Source organism: Brevundimonas sp. SPF441, assembly GCF_009661015.1.
Lineage (GTDB): Bacteria > Pseudomonadota > Alphaproteobacteria > Caulobacterales > Caulobacteraceae > Brevundimonas > Brevundimonas vesicularis.
On sequence record NZ_WJWX01000008.1, the window covers coordinates 15,628 to 35,011 of the forward strand.

Sequence of the window (19,384 nt, forward strand, 5' to 3'; positions counted from 1 at the left end):
CCTCAGTTCTGGATAAGGCGGATCAAGTTTCCGTCCGGGTCGATGAGCGCGCCGATCCGCAGTCCCGACTCCTCAAGCTTCGGCGCGTGCAGGCGAGGGTGGCCCCAGCAGGTTTTCGGCAATCCTGAAACGACGCACTCTGCGTAAAACCCGTCCAGGTCGTCCAGCCGCAGGCAGCAGCTGAAGTTGCTGGTCAGCGGATCCACGTCCGGATGCGGGAAGAACTCCAGCGTCAAACCGCCCCTTTTCAGGATCATCCAGCCTTTGTCGCGCCAGTCCTGTTCGAAGCCCAGTCGAGTGTAGAACTGGGACGTAACTTCGAAATCCCGCGACGGTAGGTTGGGCGTGGCGTGGTCGGTCACGGCGAACTCCGGGAATGCAGCAATGCCGCCGTAGCCTAGCTGCAACACCCCTTGCCATCTACCTGGATCGGCGGACACGGCACGTCGGCATAGGAGCAGAACACGCAGCAGTCGCCGGGTAGGGGCTTCAGCTTCACGCCGCAGCCGAGACAATCGTAAAACCAGATGCAGGCGTCGGTGGGCATGGTCTCCGTCGCGACATGACCGCAATCCGGGCAGGTCAGCGTCGAGTCTAGAACGATGGCCCGGGTCATCGCATGGCCGCCAGTCGCGTCATGGCCCACGGCTCGATGTACGGCTGCCAGGCCATGGACAGGACGATCAGCAGACTGGCGATCACCAGCAGCCAGAAGGCGAGCCGCGAAGGGTGGCGGCAGGCCCCGTCTTTCCGACACATCCGCAGGCGACGCCAATGCAGCAGCCAGCCCGCGGCCAGGATGACGGCGGCCAGAAGCGTCAGCCAGTTCCGCGCACCCGCGATGACCGCGGCGCCGGCGAAGGATACGCCCGCCACGGACAGAGCCAGAGGCAACACACAGCACGCGGCCCAGGCGAACACCGAGGCGACACCGCCGAGGGCGGCCGAGGCGCTGACGGCGACCTCGGGCATGCGGGGCCGGTCGTAATCGATGGCCATGGGACCTCCCGTTCGATTTCTGCTACAGGCTACAACCCGTAGCCGCTACGGGATCAAGAGCCATGTCCGCACGAAGTTTGACGATCGGGCGCCTCGCTGACAGCGCCGGGGTGAACCTGGAAACGGTGCGCTACTACGAACGTATCGGGCTGATGCCCGCGCCGGCCCGGACCGAGGGCGGCCACCGCAGCTATGAGCCGGAACACGCCCAGCGTCTGCGCTTCATCCGCCGGTCGCGCGAACTGGGCTTCGGCATCGACGCCATTCGGCGCCTGATCGCGCTGAGCGAGCCGGGCGTTCAGGCGTGCTGCGAAGTCCGCGACATGGCCCAAGACCACATCGCCAGCGTGGACGCCAAGATCGAGGATCTGCAGAGGCTACGGAAAGTGCTGAGGCAGGCTGTGGCCGACTGCAGTGAAGGCGGACGGGTTAGGTGCCCGGTGATTGATGAGCTGGGCTCGAGCTAGCGTCGAAGATACGACCCTGTGCCGATGACAGCGGTCAGCCTCAGTGCCGTGAAGGCCTGATCGACGCGGCCGCCTCGCGGCAAGCATCTTCGCAACGCCGGCATTCTTCGGCGCAGATACGGCAATGCTCGTGCATCTCGGCGTGCTTCTCGCACTCGATGGCGCAGTCGGCGCAAGCCTCGGCGCAGGTCTCGAGCATGCGCTTTATCAAGGCCTCGTTGCTGCCGGCGCGCCGCACGGCGAGCCCGGCCGTAGCCAGACAGACATCGGCGCAGTCGAGATCGAGCCGGATGCACTGGGTCAGGTCCCTGACCATCTCCTCGGCCAGGCAGGCGTCAGCGCAGATGCGGCATACGGCGGCGCAGCCGTAGCCCGCTTCGATCGCGCGAATGAGGCTGTCGTTCACGCTGCCGCGTACGTCGGGGTGGGTGCTGATCATTGGTTGGATTTGCATCGGAGGCTCTCTCGGGTGATCTGGATCCAACCCCGGCGCCGGGAAGATGTTCCGAACGGCGACGCCTCCCGACCTCGTCAAACCCGTACTTCGCCGAGCCGAGATCATGTGGAAATGCGGTGGACCAGACATCAGGGGCCGGCCGGCGACCTCAAGCTCACATGCATTCGACCACGGATCACTGAACCGCTTGCGATTTGGATCTCCGCACTTGCCCGCGAGAGTTCATCTACAATCGGCGGCGCAACCGAGATTGTGGGGTCGGCGGGCTCCGGAACAGAGAGGCGCTGGTCTTGAGCCAGGGACGTAATGCGTCGGCCCGGGCGCGCCGGGCCGGCCTCGTCCTCGCTGCCCTCGAGGGCCGAAGGCTCGTCTTCGCGAGCGGGCCCGCGCGAAAAGTCAGCCTGTTGGTCGCGCGCGCCGTGTTGCGCCTTATACGGCCGGGCGGAGGCCGTTGCCGCTCACATGCAGTTTTTGGCGCCTTCGGGGCCCCGCAAGCGTCTGCGGGCTAGCTCTCGACGCCACGTTCGCCGCAGCGGACGCTTCGCCTCCGGCTTCCGCCGGCTCCTCAATCCCGTCGCCCATGACCATTCCGCGGGGATCAGCGCTTGCGTGACCGGCCTCGTACGGTCGCGATACGTCAGCGAAGGCATGGTTGCGAGACCCCGGGCGCCTCAGGCGAACGGATTCGCTTGGCCGCGCCGGCCGAGCAGGGGGCTGTGTCCTGCCCGGGCGGGTGCGGGCCTTCTACCAGAGGTTCCGCTGCGATATGGGCGGGCTTAGCCGGCGCTCCACGCCTGGGCGACGTCAGGTCAGGGCGCGACAACTGCGCCCGTCGCCAAACCGGCCCGCGCCCGCCATGGTGGGATTTGGACTCCCAAGGAGCGCTCACTTTGGTTCAAACTCGCCCGCGCTTGTCCCGCCGGACCCTCGTGTTCGGCCTGCCCCTGGTCGCCGTGCCCGGCCCGGCCCTCGCCGCGCCCCCGAAACGGATGATCGCCTACAAGACGCCATGGTGCGGCTGCTGCGGCGGCTGGATCGCCCACATGCGCCAGGCGGGCTGGATCGTCGAGGTCGTCGAGCGCGAGGATCTCGCCCCGATCCGGGCCCGGCATGGCATTCCGGACCGCCTCGCCTCGTGCCACACAGCGGTGGTCGGCGCCTACGCCATCGAGGGCCATGTTCCGTCGAGCGATGTCGAGCGGCTGCTCGGCGAACGCCCCGCCGCCCGCGCACTAAGCGCGCCCGGCATGCCGGCGGGCTCGCCGGGCATGGAGGCCGCCGGGCGCGAACCCTATGCGACCGTCCTGATCCTCAACGACGGTTCGACCCGCGTGTTCGGTCGCCACAACGGGGCCTGAGAAGGCGCACCGCCGGCAGTCACGACGGTTGACGACGCGGCGTCCAGCGCAGCAGGCGCATGGCGTTGGCGGTGACCAGGACCGTGGCTCCGGTGTCAGCGAGGATGGCGGGCCACAGGCCCGTCACCCCGATCACGGTGGTGACCAGGAACACCGCCTTCAAGCCTAAGGCGATGGTGATGTTCTGCCGGATATTGCCCATCACTCCGCGGGACAAGGCGATCATGTCGGGAATGTCCCTGACCCGGCCGTGCAGGACGGCGGCGTCCGCCGTCTCCAGGGCCACGTCGGTGCCGCCGCCCATGGCGATGCCGACATCCGCCTGGGCCAGGGCCGGGGCGTCGTTGATGCCGTCCCCGACCTTGGCGACCACCAGCCCCTCGGCCTGCAGCGCCTTGACGATGACTAGCTTGTCCTGCGGCAGCAGTTCGGCCCGGGGCTCGATGCCCAGGCCGGCGGCGACCGCCTCCGCCGTGCGGCGGTTGTCGCCCGTCAGCATGATGGTCCGGATGCCCCGCGCCTTCAGGTCGGCCAGACCCTGGACTGCGTCGGGCCGCGCCTCGTCGCGCATGGCGAGGAACCCGGCGACGCCATCCCCGACGACAAGGACGGAAACCGTCTTGCCCTCGGCGTTCAGGGCGGCGATGGCCGCGTCCTGGGCCGGCGTGATCGGGGCGCGTCGGGCCGCGGCCTGCGGCGAGCCGAGGAATATGCGTTCGCCGCCGACCTCGCCTTCCACGCCCTCCCCCGGAATGGCCTGGGTGGCCGAGGCCGGCGGCGCCGTGATCTTGTCCGCCTCAGCTCGGGCGAGGATGGCGAGGGCGAGCGGATGGCTCGATCCCGTTTCCAGCGCGGCCGCTAGGGTCAGCAGGGCGGAGGCATCCCGCGTTCCGGCGACGACGTCGGTGACGACGGGCTTGCCGGCGGTCAGGGTCCCCGTCTTGTCGAAGGCGATCGCCGTGATCTTGCCCAGCGTCTCCAGCACGGCCCCGCCCTTCATGAGCAGGCCGCGCCGGGCCCCCGCCGACAGGCCGGCGGCGATGGCGGCCGGCGTGGAGATGACGAGGGCGCAGGGGCAGCCGATCAGCAGCACGGCGAGGCCCTTGTAGACCCATTCGCTCCACGTCCCGCCGAACAGCAGCGGCGGCGTGACCGCGACGAGGGCGGCGAACACGAGCACGCCCGGCGTGTAGATTTTCGAGAAGCGGTCGATGAAGCGTTCGGTCGGCGATTTCGATTCCTGCGCCTCCTCGACGAGACGCACCACCCGGGCGATGGTGTTGTCCGAGGCCGAGGCCGTCACGCGCACCCGCAGGACGCTGCCGCCGTTAATCGTGCCGGCGAACACAGGATCGCCCACGACCTTGCGCCTGGGCACGCTCTCGCCCGTCACCGGGGCCTCGTCGAGGTCTCCCGCGCCCTCGATGATCTCGCCGTCCGCCGGAACGCGGTCTCCGGGCCGGACCAGGATGATCGCGCCCACCGCCACGGTCTCGGCGGCGACCTCCGTGGTCACCCCGTCCGCCTCGACGAAGGCGGTCTTGGGCACGAGGGCGGCGAGCCCCTGGATGCTCTTGCGCGCGCGTCCGGCCGCCACCCCTTCGAGCATCTCGCCGACCAGGAACAACAGGACGACGGCGGCGGCCTCTTCCGCGGCCCCGATGAAGACGGCGCCGACGGCGGCGATGGTCATCAGCATTTCGATGGAGAAGGGCGTGCCGTGGCGCGCCGCCGAAAAGGCGCGCGACGCGATCGGAATCAGCCCCACGGCCAGGGCGGCGAGGAAGGCGTATCGTTCGAGGGAGGGGAACAGCGTGCCCAGTCCATAGGCGGACAACAGCGCCAGGCCGCAGAGCGCGGTGAGGCGGGCCTTGCCGGTCCACCACCACGGGGCGCCCCCGGCCCGGGCGGCCGCCGGAGGTGGGCCCGCCGCCGCAGCGACGGCTCCGGACGTCGGCGCGGCCGCTTCTCCGCTGTAGCCGAGGTTGCGCAGTTGCTGCAGGACCGCCTCGTCGGCGAGGTCTCCGCCATGCCGGATCTTGAGCACGCCGGTCTGCACCGCCACCGAGACGTCCTCGACGCCCGGCAGCCTGCGGATCGCCGTGTCGATCTTGCGGCCGCAGCTGGCGCAATCCATCCCGGTGACCCGGTATCGGCTTTCGAGGGGTTGCGCCGTCATGTCTGTTCCTTGTGATCTCTATAGGGCAAGGCTACCTCCTCCAGCGACTGTAGGTGCAAGCTAAAAAATGAGCCCGCCGTTCCCTTGGAGTGGAGAGCGCCGTCCGACGAACCCTGGAGGCGGGCCCAGCCCCTCGATGACCTCGCCTTGTCCGCACGACCGTGAGACCGCGCCGCCAACGGCCGCACAGGTGGAACGCGCCCTGGACGCTGCCGCCGCCAGCGTCGCCGCCACCGGGGATAAGCTGACGCGCCCCCGGCGCAGGGTGCTGGAGCTCCTGCTCGTCGCGGGCGCTCCGGCCAAGGCCTATGATCTCGTGGCGACGTATCACCAGGATGCTCGCGTCGCGAAGCCGGCTACGGTCTATCGGGCGCTGCAGTTCCTCGAAACTCACGGTCTGATCCATCGTCTTTCCAGCCTCAAGGCCTATGTGGCCTGCGATCCCGAACGCCTCGGTTCGCCTGCGGTTTTTCTTCTGTGCGACTGTTGCGGCTTCTGTCGCCAGATCCCTTCGTCCGGCATGGCGTCGCTGGGCGCGGCCGCGACAGCGGCGGGCTACGAGATCGAACGGATCACGCTCGAAGGCCAGGGTCTGTGTCCGGCCTGCCGCCCGCAGCGCCCCGGCGCGGCCCGGGATCTGGCCCCCCAGACAGGGCCGGAGGTGGCCGCGGGGTCCGGGCCCACAAGCACTGAGCCGCGCCCCTGATCAAGCCCGGGGCGGGTCGATGGCGGCCTGCCCCGGGCGCCCGGGCGCGGCGACGCCGGGGCCGCCCAATTCCACGGCCCGTTCCGTGGCGGCGGCCGACCTTCGGGTCGACCCCGGTCGTCGGGACGGACTAAGCCAGGTCTGGACCGGTCGGTCGAAGCCGTAGCGAAACACGGCGGCGGCCACGAACGCCCCGACCAAGCCGATGGCCCACAGGACCCAGCGAACGTCGGACGACCAGGCCTCCTGTCCCAAGGCGTCGAGCAAGCCGAACCAGACGATGCGGCTCACCTCATTGGTGAGGAACATCGAGAAAGACATAAGGGCCAAATGCTCGATCATCCGTGAAGGACTGCGCACCGGCACGGCGCCGGCGGCCCAGATGATCACGGTCATCAGGCCCAGCGACAGCAGGCTGAAGGCGCCGAAGGCCTGCAGCCCCACGAGCGCGAAGGCGGCGGCGAGGCCGATCGCCCTGGCCCGGTGTGGCGCGACACAGACCCGCGAACCGTAGAAGGCCGCCGCGACCCCGAGCAGGAAGAGCGGCAGGGCGCGCAGGATGCCGTAGCGCATCGGCAGGCGGTAGATCGGATCGCCGAGCCACAGCGAAGCGGCGATATCGGCGGCGACGACGAGGAGCGTCGCGCCGATCACCACTGCGACCGGCGGCCAGCGCCACAGAGCGCGGCAGATCCAGGGCAGCAGGAGATAGCAGCCGATCAGGGCCGAGAGGGTCCAGGTCGGGGCGTTCCACCCCTGCCCGCCCGGCACGCCATAGGCCTGGACCAGTAGCACCTGCGCGGGCAGTTGCGACCAGTCGAACCAGCGCGGATTGCTGGGCGCGATCCCGGCCAGGGCGGCGCCGCCGACGAGCAGCACCAGAACGAGGCTGACCGCCAGGTGGGCCGGAATGACCCGCAGCAGGCGCTGGCGCGCATAGGCGCGCAGCGAGGCCTGTCCGGACGCGAGGCGATCACCGTAGATGCGGGCCAGGACATAGCCGGAGTCGATGATGAAGAAGTCGGTGAGCAGATAGCCGCGCTCGAAGACTGGATGCAGTTGTCCGAGAGGCACAGGCGCGGCCTCGCGGAAATGGTAGAGGATGATCAGCGCCCCTACGATAAAACGCAGCGCGTCCAGCCAGCCGCCGCGCGCGATCCGGACGGGGCGAGGCGATGGCTCGGTCAGCGCGGCTTCGGGCATTCAGTCAGCCTTCCGTGGCGCAGACTTGGCGGCGGCGCTGCGGTGCTCATGTGGACGCAGGACGATCTGGTCTCGCGAAGCGTAGAGAACGGCCGTTCCCAAAACCCAAACGACGACCAAGCCTCCGACGACCATCAGTCCTGGCCTATCGCGGGGTCCAAACACAAACGAGCAGCCGATCACGCCGCCCAGAATGGCCCCGTACCCAAAATGCAGCGGCACCTTGTGTGCGCCCAGCAGCAGAAGGGCCATGCAGAAGACCAGGCCTCCTGCGAACAGGCTGACCCCGATGGCGACGAGCGTATCGAGCACGGGCCGTGGCTTCAGCGGGCGCGCCTGGAGCCGCCGCCTACCTCGTTGGCGATAGCGGCCTTCCCGCCAACGAATGCTCCGGCCGCGCACGGTGAAGCGTTTGCCGGCCATGCGTCAGGGCCTTGCGTTGGGCGCGGGCGTGTCCTCATGGCGCGCAAGAAGGATTCTCATCCGGACAATTTCGGATTCCTGGGCCGCGATGATCTCATCGGCCAGACTGCGCACGTCGCGGGCTTCGCCATGCTCGACGGCGACCTTGGCCATTGCGAGCGCACCCTCGTGGTGGGCGATCATTCCGCGCAGGAAGTCGATGTCGGCGTCGCCCGTGTAGTTGATGCTCATGGCCTGGTGCATCTTCGCGCTGGCCTCGCGATAGGCGCGAGTCGATGGGCTGTCCGTGGTCTCGCCAGCGTGGCTTGCCTCGGTGTCGCTCGGGCGAGAGTCAGCCGCCGACGGCGCCGCAGGGACCTCGCGGGTTTGCCGCGAGATCATCCCGAAGGCGAAGGCCGACAGGGCGAGAAAGACGGCGATGACGGAAATCCATCCGAAACGCTTCATGACGATGTCCTCGAGAGAGCCGGCGGGGCCACGGGGGCGGCCGGGATTGCACTGGGAAGGATGGGCGCCGTTCGGTCGTGGTAGCCGAGCAGGCGCAGAGCGTTGAACACCACCAGCAGGGTCGACCCCTCGTGGAGCGCCACGGCAGGGCCGATGCCAAGGCCGAGGATCGTCGCCGGCACAAGGAAGGCGACGATTCCGAGACTGACGTAGAGATTCTGGAGAATGATGCGCCGCGTCTGTCGGCTGAGACCGACGGTGAAGGGCAGCTGCGACAGGTCGTCCGACATCAGGGCGACGTCGGCGGTCTCAAGCGCAACATCGGAGCCAGCCGCGCCCATCGCGATACCGACGGTCGCCGTGGCCATGGCCGGGGCGTCGTTCACCCCGTCGCCGACCATGGCGATCTTGCCGTCAGCGCGAAGGCGTTTGATGGCGTCAACCTTGTCCTCGGGCATGAGGTCGCCCCAAGCCTCTGTCAGGCCGACCTGTCCGGCGATCGCCTGTGCGGCCTTCTGGTGATCGCCCGAGATCATGATCATTCGCCCGATGCCGAGGGCGCGAAGAGCGGTCAGCGTCGGCCGCGCCGCTGGGCGAGGCGTATCAAGAAGCCCAATGACACCGAGATCGCGCGTGCCGCGTCGCACCACCATCAGGGTTCGACCCTGCAGTCGCAATTGAGCGACGACAGAGGTTGTTTCGTCGCCGAGCGGCGCTACGCCGTCGACGCCGAACATCTCCGGCTTCCCTATCCAGATCGTCTCGCCGTGCAGCTGGGCGGTCACGCCCTTGCCCGTCAGGCTCTTGAGGTCGATCGCGGCCGGGATGATCGTATCGCGCAAGCGTGCGCCACCGTCGCGCGCGATGGCCTCCGCCAACGGGTGGTCGCTGAGCCGTTCGACCGCCACAGCGACCGCCAGAAGATCGCCCTCCTTCGTCCCGCGCACCGTCATGACGTCGGTGATCCGCGGCCGTCCCTCGGTCAGGGTGCCGGTCTTGTCGAAGGCGATGGCGTTGAGCGAGCCGAGGTTCTCCAACGGCGCGCCGCCCTTGATCAGGACACCGGCGCGCGCCGCACGGGCGACGCCCGAGAGGACGGCGCTCGGGGTGGCGATGGCGAGCGCGCAAGGACTCGCGGCGACCAGCACGGCCATGGCGCGATAGAAGCTGTCGCGGAACGGCTCATCGACGACGACCCAGGCGAACAGCAGGACAAAGGCGAGCGCCAGCACCACAGGCACGAAGATGCTTTCGAACCTGTCCGTGAAGCGCTGGGTCGGCGACTTCTGCGTCTCGGCCTCACTCACCATCCGAACCACCTTGGCCAGGGTGGTGTCGCTCGATGTGCGGGTCGTCTCAATCTCGATGGCGCCTGAGCCATTGATGGTGCCCGCGAAGACGAGAGACGGCGATCCGACCTGGGCCGGTCTCGCCCGCGCCGCCTCGGGGTCCGCGACGGGCTGCTTGTCGACAGGCATGCTTTCGCCGGTCACGGGGGCTTGGTTGATGCTTGTGGTGCCGACCACGACAAAGCCATCAGCGGGCAGTCGTTCGTTTGGACGCACCACCACGGTGTCGCCGACGACCAAATCTTCGACAGGCAATTCGACGACCTGCCCGTCGCGTCGCACATGGGCTGTCCGGGGGGCAAGCTCGGCCAGGGCCTCGATCGCGCGTTTGGCGCGGCCCATGGCGTAGTGTTCGAGCGCGTGGCCGATGCTGAACAGAAACAGCAGGAGAGCGCCTTCGGCCCAGGCCCCGAGCGCCGCCGCACCTGCGGCTGCGACGAGCATCAAGGTATCGATCTCGAAGCGCTTCTGGCGGAGGTTCTCGAACGCTTCTCGCACCGTAAAAAAGCCGCCGAAGATGTAGGCGATCAGGAAGAGGGCGAGGGGAATCCAAGCGGGAAGGCCCGTTGCGAGTTTCTCGAGGGCGAATCCAAGGCCCAGAGCAAGGCCACTTGTCAGGGCGACGATCAGCTCCGTATTGGAGCCTAGAACGCCACCGTGATCGTGCTCCTCGGACTTGGTGTGGAGATGGTCCGGCAGTGTTGTGCTGGTCATAAATAGGATCCCGTTGCGGGTTGGGAATCGCGGCTGCTTGCGGCGACCGCCGCGATCGAGGGGGCGGGATAGCGACACGGGCGAAGGCGCGCCGGGCCAGCGGGTTCCAGCGCGATCCGCTCGCAGGTGGTCATCCCGGTTCTCCCGACCTCAGGGCACGGGCACGACGGCATTAAAGCCCCCGAGCCGCTGGAGCTGCTCAATCGCTTCGAAAAGCGGAAGCGCTAGGAGAAAGACGAAGCCGTCGCGCACCGTGCGGACGAAGAATACCGGCCGGATCATGATTTCCGCCTCGTCGCGCCATAGGGAGAGCTTGGGCAGGAACCGAGGGGTGCGCTCACGGTAAGCTTGGTAGTCGTGTCCAAAGGCGTCGGAGAGGAAGCGTTCTTCGCGGCCGACCACGATGCGAAACACCACCCAGCAGGCTAATCCGAAGACCAAACCGACGCTAAGGCTGCCGGACTGGGCGCCGATGCCAAACGCGCCGATGAAGCTGAAGACGTACAGCGGATTGCGGCTGACCGAATACGGTCCTGCGGATATGATCTCCTGTTTCTTGCGGCCACCGATGTAAAGGGAACACCAAGCCCGACCGATGATGCAAACCATGATGGCGATCAGGCCCAGATGCTCGACAGGATGTTCGAGCAAGGGCCAGGATGTGACGAGCGCCGCGCAGACGACAAGAAGCAGGCCCCCGACGAGAATGCCCGCCTTGCGCCATCGTTGAACGGATTGGATATCGACCGCTGATCGACAGGCGTCATCAGGGGGCGAGGAGCCGGACAAAGCGGGGCTTGCGGGCTTGGAGACGCTGTCGGAGGGCTCGAGCGGCATCATTGCCCCTCCCCCTCAGCCGGACGATCCTTAGCCGCATCGCGCAGGATATCCACGCCGCCCTTCAACGCGATGGCGGCCACGAGGACGCCGACGACGAGGTCCGGCCACGCCTGGCCGAGCCAGAGCACCAGGGCCCCGGCGACGAGGATTCCCCCGTTGGAGGCGAAGTCGTTAAAGCTGAACGTCTCGGCAGCCTTCATGTTGACGTCGCCGCTGTGCTGACGGCGGATCAACTGCAGGCAGATCAGGTTGATGATCGCTGCGACGACCGAGAGTCCCATCATGGTCGGGCCGATCGGTTCGGTCCCGATGAGGAATCGACGACCCGCGTCCAGAAGGACGCCAGCGCCGAAGATAAGGAGCATGACGCCCGAGAGGCGCGCCGCCCCCCGCTTCCACGAACCAGGCCGACCGATCGCGAGAAAGCTGATCAGATAGACAGCAGCGTCCGAGGCGTTGTCCACTGCATTGGCCAGCAGAGCGCTGGAATCGGCGGACAAGCCGCCGATCCCGAGCGCTAATGCCAGGCCCGCGTTGAGCGCGAGAACCGTCAGCAACGTGCGTCGCTGCTGACGGTCATCCTGAGTGCGAGCAATCAATCCTCAACCCCCTCGTCCTTGCGATGACGCACCGCCTTGGCCGCGAAGGTCGGCAGGACCAGCAGGGTCAGGGCCGTCGCGGTCAGAAGGCCGCCGATGACGACCGTCGCCAGAGGCTTCTGAACCTCGGCCCCCGCGCCGTGGGCGAGCGCCATCGGGATGAAGCCGACAATGGCGACCAAGGCTGTCGTCAACACCGCACGCAATCGGCTGGACGCCCCTTCGATCGCCGCGTCCCGGGGCGCGAGCCCCGCCTGCAATCGCTCGCGAATGGCCTGCATCAAAACAAGTCCGTTCAGGGTCGCCACACCCGAGACGGCGATGAAGCCAACGGCCGCAGACACCGAGAACGGCATCCCTCGCATGAGAAGCGCCAAGGCGCCGCCGATCAAGGCCAAGGGCACGCAGGCGAAGACCAGCCCAGCCTCGGAGAACGACCCCAGAGCCATAAACAGCAGCACACCGATCAGGACGAAGACGATCGGAATAACCAGGCCCAGCCGTTGTTCGGCCCGTTTGAGGTTCTCGAACTGACCGCCCCAGGTCAGGCGGACGCCCGGCGGGAGCTGGATTTGGTCCACCTTGGTTTGTGCGTCGGTGACGAAGCCGCCCAGATCCCGGCCGCGAACGTTGGCCTGGACCACCATCCGTCGGCTACCGTCGTTGCGGCTGATCTGGTTCGGCCCCTCGGCGCTTTGGATACGGGCTACCGAAGACAGCGGCACGGTTACGCCTGTCGAAGAGACGATCGGCAGGGCCGCGAGCGCCGCCGGATCGTTGCGCGCATCGTCCGGAAGACGGACGACGACGTCGAAGCGACGGTCGCCCTCGAAAATCCGGCCGGCCTCCGCGCCGCCGATGGCGGCCGAGACCGCTTCAGAAACGTCGGCTGCGGACAGGCCGTAGCTGGCCGCCGCGAACCGATCGACGCTGACCGTGAGCGTCGGCAAGCCCGACGCTTGTTCGACGCGAACGTCGGCGGAGCCGGTGGTCTGCCGCAGTACGCCGGCCACCTCATCAGCGACCCGCTGCATGGTGTCGAAGTCATCGCCGTAGACCATGACCGCGAGGTCGGTCCGGACCCCGGAAATGAGTTCGTTGAAGCGGAGCTCGATGGGTTGGCTGAACTCGAAATTATTCCCGATCTGTTGGTTGGCGAGCTCTTCGAACCGCTCGAGCAAGGCTTCCTTCTCGAGACCTGAATCCGGCCAGTCCTTGCGGTCCTTCAGAACGATGACGCTGTCCGAAATGTTGGGCGGCATCGGGTCGACGGCCGCCTCGGCGGTGCCGGTCCTGGAGAACATGGTCTCGACTTCCGGCTGGGCGGTGATGACCCGTTCCAACGCCATCTGCATGGCGAGCGACTGTTCCAGCGACGCCGAGGGAACACGCAGCGCCTGCATGGCGATGTCGCCTTCGTCCAGGGTAGGGATGAACTCCCGCCCGAGGGACGAAAAGGCCAGACCACCGACGACGACCGCGCCGAGCGCCGAGATCAGGACGATCTTCGGACGATCGACGGCGGCGCGGATGGCCGGCTGGATCCAACGCCGCGCGTGGCGGAGCAGGAAGGTTTCGTGTTCGTGGGCGTGGCCGTGTTCGTCGGTCTCGACCTTCTTGGGATCCCGCACCAGCAGGGCCGTCATGGCCGGAACGAAGGTGAAGGAGAAGATGAAGGCCCCGACCAAGGCCAGCATCACCGTCGCCCCCATGGGGACGAAGGTCTTGCCCTCCACCCCCTCAAGCATCAGCAGGGGCGTGAAGACCAGCAGGATAATCAGCTGACCGAAGGCGGCCGGCTTGACCATCTTGCGAGCTGCGGCCACGGCGACATCGAGGCGTTCCCGACGGGTCAGGGCCCGTCCCAGATCGATCCGCCGCTGCGATAGCATCAGCAGGGTGCTTTCGACGACGATGACCGCCCCATCGACCAGAAGGCCGAAGTCCAGCGCGCCCAAGCTCATCAGGTTTCCACTGATGCCAAACCTATTCATGCCGATGACGGCGAACAGGAAGCTGATCGGGATCATCAAGGCCGTGATGCTGGCCGCACGAATGTTTCCGAGCAGCAGGAACAGCACGACGATGACCAGAAGGGCGCCCTCGGTGAGGTTGCGGGCCACGGTCGAGATGGTCGAGTTGACCAGGGCGCTACGGTCAAGGACCGTCACCGCCTCGATCCCTGCGGGCAGAGTCTTGCGAACCTCATCGAGTCGCTCCCCGGCCGCCTGGGCCACGGTGCGGCTGTTGCCGCCCGCGATCATCAGCGCCGTTCCGAGCACGGCCTCGTGGCCGTCACGGCTGGCGCCGCCCAGGCGCGGAGCCTGGCCGATCTCGACCGTGGCGACATCGGCGACCCGCACGATCAGGCCGTTCCGGTTGACGACCGGCGCCTGAGCCAGATCTTCCACGGTGGAGGCCAAGGCGTCGGTGCGGACCGTCAGAGCTTCGCCAGCGCGTTGGATATAGCCTGCGCCGGCCTGAGTGTTGGCGCGATCGAGGGCCTGGATAAGGTCGCCCATGCCCAGGCCGTAGGCGGAAAGGCGCGCCGCGTCCGGACGGACCGCATACTCCTTCACATAGCCGCCGACGGTGTCGACGCCGGCGAGACCGGGGGCGGTCCGCATTTGCGGCGCGACGATCCAGTCCTGCACGGTGCGCAGATAGGTGGCGCGCTGCTGCGGGGTCGAAAGCAGATCGCCTTCGGGCGTCAGATAGGCTCCGCCCGCCTGCCAGCCCGGCTCGCCAGGCTTGGCGAGGTTCTGACTGTTGAATGGCTTGTAGTCGATCGTCCACATCAGCACTTCACCGAGGCCCGTGGTGATCGGGGCCATGGTCGGCTCCACCCCGTCAGGCATGGCCTCCCGGGCGCCCGCGAGCCGTTCGGCGACCTGCTGGCGCGCGAAATAGATGTCGGTCTGGTCGGTAAAGATGACCGTGACCTGGCTGAAGCCGTTTCGGCTGAGGGATCGGGTCGTGGTCAGGCCGGGAATGCCGGCCATGGCGGTTTCAATCGGGTAGGTGACCTGTCGTTCGATCTGTTCAGGCGCGAGCGCCGGAGCGACCGTGGTCACCTGGACCTGGCGATTGGTGATATCCGGCACGGCGTCGATGGGAAGCCGTGTCAGCTCGAGGAGTCCGTAGGCCGCGACAAGCGCCGTGGCGAGAACCACGAACCATCGGAATTTGACCGAGAGTTCGATGATGAATTTGAACATGCGGTGCGCCCCTAGTGACCGTGCTCGGCCTCGCCCTTGGCGAGCTCGGCTTTGAGGAGGAAGGCGTTCGTGCCGGCGACCCGTTCAGCCCCGGTGAGGCCACGCAGGATTTCAGTCCGCCCCCCGGCCTGACGACCGGCGAGCACCGGACGGGCCTGGAAGCCGTTCGGGACCTGAACGAAGACGACGGTGTTGCCGTCGACGGTCTGGACGGACTCGGTCGGCACGGTGAGACCGCCGGTCGTCTCGCCCGTCACGATCGCCCCCGTGACGGCGGAACCGGCCGGCGGGAGGACAGAGCCCGTCGGCCGGGCCCGAATGACCGTGGCGCCGCTTTCGCCGCCCGCGCCTGCGGCAACGCCGGTGACGATGGCGTCGAAGTCGCCGCTGGGGCTGCTGACCCGCAGAGGCGCCCCGGCCCTTACATTGGCGGCCAAAGCAGGCGGCGCGTTGAAGACGAGCTCAACCCTGGCCGGGTTGGTGACCTCGGCGACAACGCCGCCAGGGGCGACGAAGCCGCCCGGTCCGACCTGGACGCTGGTCACGACTCCGGTGATGGGGCTGGTGACGCTGAGGCGGCCCGAAGCGTTGGGCGAGCCCGCCGCGCTGGACCGCGCGCGAGCCGCGCGGGCGCCGGCTTCGGCGCTGAGCAGTTGCGCGCGGGACGCCTCGACCTCCTGTCGGGCGACAACGCCCTGGTCCGCCAGATTGCGGTTGCGTTGATAAGCCTGGCGCGCCACTTCAGTTTCGGCGGCCGCCGCGTCTGCGTCCGCGCGGAACGTCGCCGCTTCACCGCTGACGACGCTCGCCAGGGGCTGACCGATCCGGACCGACTGGCCCGGAGCTACGAGAACCCGCTCGACCCGCCCGCCGACGGACGCCGCCACAGCGGCGCGCGCGTCGACCATGGGCTCGACCCGCCCGGAGAGCCGGGTTTCGGCGCCCCCTCCCCGACCGACGCCGACCACGATCAGGTTGGCGGCCTGGGCCTGGGCCGCGCTCAGAGCGACGAAGCCTTCCGGCGCTTCGGCCTCGCCTTCGTGGCCGGCTTCGCCCTCGGCATGAGCGCCCTCTTCTTCAGCGTGACCCGCCTCACCCTCGGCGGCGGCTGGAGCGGCGTCCGGCCCGCGCGTGAGCAGGAACAGCCCGCCTCCGCCAAGCAGAACGACGGCGGCGGCGCCGCCGATCAGCAACGTCTTGTTGGATGTGCGCTTGCGCATCATTGGGCTCCTTGGAAGGGGGCGCGGCCGTCCTGGCGCGCAAGTTCAATCTCGGCCTGGACGCGTGCAAGGCGCGCATCGACGGCCGAAGTTCGGGCAGAGATCAGGGCTGCACGGGTGACCCGCAGCTCGAGTTGAGAGATGCGCCCCGCTTCGGATCCGATCCGCGACAGACGGTAGGCCTCCTCGGCAGACGCCACCCCTGCATCGGCGGCGGAGACCCGGCTCACGGAGGCGGCGAGGCGCGCCCGCGCTGCGGCGCGATCGGCCTGGGCCTCCTGGCGGGCGCCCAGGAGCCGCGCATCCGCAGCCCGGAAGTCGGCCTGCGCCGCGTCGATGTTCCCGCGGTTGCGGTCGAACAGGGGCAGCGGCATGCTGACGCCGAAAGTCAGCGCCGTCGCGTCTTCCATCTCGTAGCGACGGACACCAACGCTGGCGTTGATGTCCGGGCGCGAGCGGATCCGCTCCACATCGATCCTGCGTTCGGCGGCCGCGCGCTGAGCCTCGGCGACGCGAACGGCCGGCGCCTCCGCCGGGGGAGCGAAGGTCGCGGCAGGTGCGAGGTCCAGCAGGCTGGTGTCGATCGTCGTGACCGGAGCCGCCAGCATGGCGACTGCGGTCAGCCGCGCGAAGGCCGCGTCGCGCTCCGCGACGGCTTCATCGCGAGAGGCACGCGCCGCAGCCGCTTCGCTTTCCCCCTGGATGCCGCGCAGCAGCGGCTCACGGCCTTCCTCGACAAGAACAAGGGCGGCCCTCGCATCGGCGATGGTCAGGGTGAGGCTTTCCTCCGCGAGAGCAGCCCGCCTTTGGGCGGCTTCCGCATCGGCATAGACCTGAGCGAGCCTTCCGGCGGCGTCGATGATGGCGAGATCCCGCTGCAGCGCCGCGGTTCCGGCTTCCGCGCGGGCGACATTGACCCGCGCGGTCCGACGTCCCCACAGCTCGAGGTCCTGGCTGATCGACAAGGTGGTTTCGGCATTGGCGTAGCCCGAGAAGGGCCCCGTGCCGAAAGCGTTCTCGGCGTCGAGAGCGATCGTCGGATTAGGCCTCGCACGGGCCTGGCGGACACGTGCTTCGGCGGCGTCCGACAGGGCGCCGGCTTCAAGGGTGGCCGGGGTTTGACCCAGCTGGGCGAGCAGCTCGGCGAAGGACGGCGCGGGGTCAGCCCAAGCGGGACTGGCCAGCACGGCCGCGAATGCGGCCAACGCGCAGCCGACCGCGAAACGCGGCGGCCTGCGATATGAGGGAGGCATGATTCATCTTCCAGAAATTTGACACGAGTTCGCGCGCACGGCGGCGCAGACGTCCGGTCAGACTCTGGGAGGGCGCTTCAGGCCGTCGGGAGAGATCGACGACGGAAAATCACTCGAGGGGAAGGCGTGAACAGGCCGCGCGTGGATCTGCATCGCGATGTGGTCGGCGACATCCGCACGGGCAGTTCCGTTGTGGTGGCAGTGGCCGTGGGTGCAGACTCCGTGCCCAGCGCCAAGGTCGACCTGGTCGCCATCGCCCGCATCTTCAACGACCATGGCGTGAGCCGATGCCGTCTCCGGGACGCAGGTCGCGGCGTCAGCGATCGGGGCGACGAAAAACACGGCGGAGACCAGGGTCACCGCCAGTATCAGTCTTGCCCATGTCGCAATTGGCCACGCCATCGCGTGGTGGATACTTTCATTCGGGCGATCAAGCAATCTGTTACAGTGTTCGGGGGCTGCGACTGTTTCGAGTGACCACCAATCCGCGGTGAGGGAGAGGGAAAGTCGACATGCAAGGCCGAGAGTGGCGCGTCGTCGGCCATCTCGACCTATTCAGCAACGTCGAGCGATCTTTAAGCGAGCGCACGCTGATCGCGTCCGATTCTTTCGCTGCGTCTGCAGGTGGATCGAGATTGCAGAATGCGCAATCTTCACCTGAGTAGCGCTCCCGCTATCAGGTCGGGCCATCGTGAACCGGTCAGCCAGACCGCTCCGCCGGTCGCCGCGACGCCAGGCTCTGGGTAAGGTCGTTGCGCGCGCATAGCCAGAGCGAGCGGACGTTGGCGTCGCCTGCGCAGTGGCTTACCAGCAGTAAGCCGGCCAGGGCGTTGGCGAAGAAGCCCAGAGGGCCCAGTCCGGTGATGCCACGGGACGGCGCCCCGGAGGTGGCTCGCGAGATCGCGTAGCTGAGGAATAACAGCACCAACGCAACGAGGCTGGCGCCTTGGCCATTGGCCGCCCCGGACTGCACGGCGACCGAACGTCCGATCACGGCCAGGCTGATGCCGTAGGTGGCGCGTCGGCCAGGAAGTTGAGCACATTGGCGCCCAGGGGGCGCCGAGCCTTGCAGGGACACGCCGCTGGCTATGGCCATAAAGGCGGCGCAGTTGACGGCGATCACCGCGATCATGATGCGCCGGTAGGCGGGGTGGCGCTGTCGAACCTGGAGGCCACGCCGCAACTGCAGCCGGGCGAGGAAGTGCACAGGACGAGAGGGGGTTCAGTCATCGGATTACCCTTTCGCGAGAAGCATGCATCTCCCAATGGCTAGACGATCATGCCGAGAATGCATGGCTTCCATGAAAGAAACGCCTGTCAGATAAAACCAGCTTGATCCTCTAGTAACTAGAGGGCCCAAAATCAGTTGAAATCCATTGGAGGCTTCATGATCACCATGCACCCGACGCGACGCGTTCCCGGCCGCCTGCAGACGATCGCCTTCGCGCTCGCGGCGCTGATCGCCGTCGTGGATCAGGCCGCCAAGGCCGCGGCGCGCGCTCAGCTGGACGCTCCGATCAACCTCACGCCGTTTCTCGCGCTGCGTCTCGGGTTCAACCCCGGCGTCACCTTCGGCCTGTTCGCCGGCTCAGGCGCCGTCGGCCGCTGGGCGCCGTGGCCTCCCTGATCATCGGCGCCCTGCTGGCGTGGATCTGGCGCACGCGCAGCGCCGTGACGGCGGCCGCCGCAGGCCTCATCGCCGGTGGAGCGATCGGGAACCTCGTCGACCGGCTACGCTTTGGCGCGGTCACCGATTTTATCGATCTTCATTGGGGGGCGGCGCACTGGCCGACCTTCAACCTCGCCGATGCGGCCATTGTCTGCGGCGTCGCGCTGCTCCTCCTCACCGTCCGGGGCTCGGACAGCCGCGCGGCGTCCTCGACCCTGGGACGGGCGGCGCGATGAGGCTTCCCGCCGAACAGAGGGCGATCGCCGTCCGCTCGGCGCCGGCG

The 19,384-nt window shown here is 67.9% G+C and carries 21 protein-coding genes; 6 read left to right on the top strand and 15 right to left on the bottom strand.

The genetic code is table 11. The annotated features are described in order from the left end of the window. Positions 1-2: 2 nt before the first annotated feature. Genes GGC30_RS06670 through GGC30_RS06680 form a run of 3 tightly spaced genes read right to left on the bottom strand, consistent with a single transcriptional unit; the run spans position 3 to position 999 of the window. Positions 3-362, bottom strand: coding sequence for a bleomycin resistance protein (locus GGC30_RS06670; protein WP_040349972.1), 360 nt, complete (start codon positions 360-362; stop codon positions 3-5). Positions 363-397: 35 nt separating this feature from the next. Then, on the bottom strand, positions 398-616 hold the full coding sequence (locus GGC30_RS16695; protein WP_083793340.1) for a GDCCVxC domain-containing (seleno)protein: 219 nt from the start codon (positions 614-616) through the stop codon (positions 398-400). Further along, positions 613-999 carry an MFS transporter permease gene (locus GGC30_RS06680; RefSeq protein WP_008264030.1) on the bottom strand — a complete coding sequence of 129 codons (387 nt, stop codon included), beginning with the start codon at positions 997-999 and terminating at the stop codon, positions 613-615. Before GGC30_RS06680 ends, GGC30_RS16695 begins: the two co-directional genes overlap by 4 nt. A gap of 62 nt (positions 1,000-1,061) precedes the next feature. Here GGC30_RS06680 and GGC30_RS06685 point away from each other — a divergent pair, with 62 nt between their 5' ends. Further along, positions 1,062-1,466 (top strand): helix-turn-helix domain-containing protein, encoded by a 405-nt coding sequence (locus GGC30_RS06685; RefSeq protein WP_040349355.1) that lies wholly within the window; start codon positions 1,062-1,064, stop codon positions 1,464-1,466. Positions 1,467-1,506: 40 nt separating this feature from the next. On the opposite strand, the gene GGC30_RS06690 is transcribed toward GGC30_RS06685, so the two are convergent. After that, the gene (locus GGC30_RS06690; protein ID WP_008261099.1) at positions 1,507-1,905 is read right to left on the bottom strand and encodes a four-helix bundle copper-binding protein; all 399 of its coding nucleotides are present in this window, start codon (positions 1,903-1,905) and stop codon (positions 1,507-1,509) included. A gap of 947 nt (positions 1,906-2,852) precedes the next feature. Between GGC30_RS06690 and GGC30_RS06695 the strand changes: the two genes are divergently transcribed. Further along, complete coding sequence (locus GGC30_RS06695) at positions 2,853-3,281, top strand: DUF411 domain-containing protein (RefSeq protein WP_008263799.1); 429 nt, start codon at positions 2,853-2,855, stop codon at positions 3,279-3,281. A gap of 19 nt (positions 3,282-3,300) precedes the next feature. Here the strand turns inward: GGC30_RS06695 and GGC30_RS06700 are convergent, their stop codons facing one another. Then, positions 3,301-5,460, bottom strand: coding sequence for a heavy metal translocating P-type ATPase (locus GGC30_RS06700; RefSeq protein ID WP_040349352.1), 2,160 nt, complete (start codon positions 5,458-5,460; stop codon positions 3,301-3,303). Positions 5,461-5,650: 190 nt separating this feature from the next. On the opposite strand from GGC30_RS06700, the gene GGC30_RS06705 reads away from it, so the two are divergent. After that, positions 5,651-6,166, top strand: a complete 516-nt coding sequence (locus tag GGC30_RS06705) for a Fur family transcriptional regulator (protein WP_232216216.1) — start codon at positions 5,651-5,653, stop codon at positions 6,164-6,166. Here the strand turns inward: GGC30_RS06705 and GGC30_RS06710 are convergent, their stop codons facing one another. The 9 genes from GGC30_RS06710 to GGC30_RS06750 all read right to left on the bottom strand — a co-directional run bounded on the left by GGC30_RS06710 (position 6,167) and on the right by GGC30_RS06750 (position 17,432). Then, on the bottom strand, positions 6,167-7,369 hold the full coding sequence (locus tag GGC30_RS06710; protein WP_008261134.1) for an acyltransferase: 1,203 nt from the start codon (positions 7,367-7,369) through the stop codon (positions 6,167-6,169). It lies immediately after the preceding gene. Next, a complete protein-coding gene (locus tag GGC30_RS06715; RefSeq protein WP_112863181.1) occupies positions 7,370-7,792 on the bottom strand; it encodes a hypothetical protein in 423 nt (140 codons plus the stop codon). It lies immediately after the preceding gene. Positions 7,793-7,795: 3 nt separating this feature from the next. After that, positions 7,796-8,239: a DUF305 domain-containing protein gene (locus GGC30_RS06720; RefSeq protein WP_008261944.1), complete on the bottom strand. Its 444-nt coding sequence runs from the start codon at positions 8,237-8,239 to the stop codon at positions 7,796-7,798. Then, positions 8,236-10,302 carry a heavy metal translocating P-type ATPase gene (locus GGC30_RS06725; RefSeq protein ID WP_228763640.1) on the bottom strand — a complete coding sequence of 689 codons (2,067 nt, stop codon included), beginning with the start codon at positions 10,300-10,302 and terminating at the stop codon, positions 8,236-8,238. Before GGC30_RS06725 ends, GGC30_RS06720 begins: the two co-directional genes overlap by 4 nt. 150 nt (positions 10,303-10,452) lie before the next feature. Then, positions 10,453-11,142 carry an isoprenylcysteine carboxylmethyltransferase family protein gene (locus GGC30_RS06730; protein WP_008264189.1) on the bottom strand — a complete coding sequence of 230 codons (690 nt, stop codon included), beginning with the start codon at positions 11,140-11,142 and terminating at the stop codon, positions 10,453-10,455. Then, positions 11,139-11,699, bottom strand: coding sequence for a cation transporter (locus tag GGC30_RS06735; protein WP_008261511.1), 561 nt, complete (start codon positions 11,697-11,699; stop codon positions 11,139-11,141). The genes GGC30_RS06730 and GGC30_RS06735 overlap by 4 nt, the downstream gene beginning before the upstream one ends. Positions 11,700-11,737: 38 nt before the next feature. Then, the gene (locus GGC30_RS06740) at positions 11,738-14,959 is read right to left on the bottom strand and encodes an efflux RND transporter permease subunit (protein ID WP_008263211.1); all 3,222 of its coding nucleotides are present in this window, start codon (positions 14,957-14,959) and stop codon (positions 11,738-11,740) included. A gap of 11 nt (positions 14,960-14,970) precedes the next feature. Beyond that, positions 14,971-16,179 (bottom strand): efflux RND transporter periplasmic adaptor subunit, encoded by a 1,209-nt coding sequence (locus GGC30_RS06745; RefSeq protein ID WP_040349349.1) that lies wholly within the window; start codon positions 16,177-16,179, stop codon positions 14,971-14,973. Further along, on the bottom strand, positions 16,179-17,432 hold the full coding sequence (locus GGC30_RS06750) for a TolC family protein (RefSeq protein WP_040349348.1): 1,254 nt from the start codon (positions 17,430-17,432) through the stop codon (positions 16,179-16,181). The genes GGC30_RS06745 and GGC30_RS06750 overlap by 1 nt, the downstream gene beginning before the upstream one ends. Before the next feature lie 141 nt (positions 17,433-17,573). On the opposite strand from GGC30_RS06750, the gene GGC30_RS16260 reads away from it, so the two are divergent. Next, positions 17,574-17,909 (top strand): hypothetical protein, encoded by a 336-nt coding sequence (locus GGC30_RS16260; protein ID WP_156796407.1) that lies wholly within the window; start codon positions 17,574-17,576, stop codon positions 17,907-17,909. A 223-nt stretch (positions 17,910-18,132) separates the two neighbouring features. On the opposite strand, the gene GGC30_RS06760 is transcribed toward GGC30_RS16260, so the two are convergent. Further along, the gene (locus tag GGC30_RS06760) at positions 18,133-18,615 is read right to left on the bottom strand and encodes a hypothetical protein (protein ID WP_146756750.1); all 483 of its coding nucleotides are present in this window, start codon (positions 18,613-18,615) and stop codon (positions 18,133-18,135) included. 204 nt (positions 18,616-18,819) lie between these two features. On the opposite strand from GGC30_RS06760, the gene GGC30_RS16500 reads away from it, so the two are divergent. Together GGC30_RS16500 and GGC30_RS16505 are read left to right on the top strand one after the other, a co-directional pair. Continuing rightward, positions 18,820-19,059: a hypothetical protein gene (locus tag GGC30_RS16500; protein WP_228763641.1), complete on the top strand. Its 240-nt coding sequence runs from the start codon at positions 18,820-18,822 to the stop codon at positions 19,057-19,059. Continuing rightward, positions 19,047-19,337 (top strand): signal peptidase II, encoded by a 291-nt coding sequence (locus tag GGC30_RS16505; protein ID WP_370451911.1) that lies wholly within the window; start codon positions 19,047-19,049, stop codon positions 19,335-19,337. The genes GGC30_RS16500 and GGC30_RS16505 overlap by 13 nt, the downstream gene beginning before the upstream one ends. The last annotated feature ends 47 nt before the right edge of the window (positions 19,338-19,384 follow it).

Excerpts from the sequence above, each read along its gene's own strand:
- GGC30_RS06730 (WP_008264189.1), bottom strand. The coding sequence starts at position 11,142 with ATGATGCCGCTCGAGCCCTCCGACAGCGTCTCCAAGCCCGCAAGCCCC.
- GGC30_RS06710 (WP_008261134.1), bottom strand. The coding sequence starts at position 7,369 with ATGCCCGAAGCCGCGCTGACCGAGCCATCGCCTCGCCCCGTCCGGATC.
- GGC30_RS06750 (WP_040349348.1), bottom strand. The coding sequence starts at position 17,432 with ATGCCTCCCTCATATCGCAGGCCGCCGCGTTTCGCGGTCGGCTGCGCG.
- GGC30_RS06700 (WP_040349352.1), bottom strand. The coding sequence starts at position 5,460 with ATGACGGCGCAACCCCTCGAAAGCCGATACCGGGTCACCGGGATGGAT.
- GGC30_RS06745 (WP_040349349.1), bottom strand. The coding sequence starts at position 16,179 with ATGCGCAAGCGCACATCCAACAAGACGTTGCTGATCGGCGGCGCCGCC.
- GGC30_RS16500 (WP_228763641.1), top strand. The coding sequence starts at position 18,820 with ATGATCACCATGCACCCGACGCGACGCGTTCCCGGCCGCCTGCAGACG.
- GGC30_RS06715 (WP_112863181.1), bottom strand. The coding sequence starts at position 7,792 with ATGGCCGGCAAACGCTTCACCGTGCGCGGCCGGAGCATTCGTTGGCGG.
- GGC30_RS06725 (WP_228763640.1), bottom strand. The coding sequence starts at position 10,302 with ATGACCAGCACAACACTGCCGGACCATCTCCACACCAAGTCCGAGGAG.
- GGC30_RS06720 (WP_008261944.1), bottom strand. The coding sequence starts at position 8,239 with ATGAAGCGTTTCGGATGGATTTCCGTCATCGCCGTCTTTCTCGCCCTG.
- GGC30_RS06740 (WP_008263211.1), bottom strand. The coding sequence starts at position 14,959 with ATGTTCAAATTCATCATCGAACTCTCGGTCAAATTCCGATGGTTCGTG.
- GGC30_RS16695 (WP_083793340.1), bottom strand. The coding sequence starts at position 616 with ATGACCCGGGCCATCGTTCTAGACTCGACGCTGACCTGCCCGGATTGC.
- GGC30_RS06690 (WP_008261099.1), bottom strand. The coding sequence starts at position 1,905 with ATGATCAGCACCCACCCCGACGTACGCGGCAGCGTGAACGACAGCCTC.
- GGC30_RS06685 (WP_040349355.1), top strand. The coding sequence starts at position 1,062 with ATGTCCGCACGAAGTTTGACGATCGGGCGCCTCGCTGACAGCGCCGGG.
- GGC30_RS06680 (WP_008264030.1), bottom strand. The coding sequence starts at position 999 with ATGGCCATCGATTACGACCGGCCCCGCATGCCCGAGGTCGCCGTCAGC.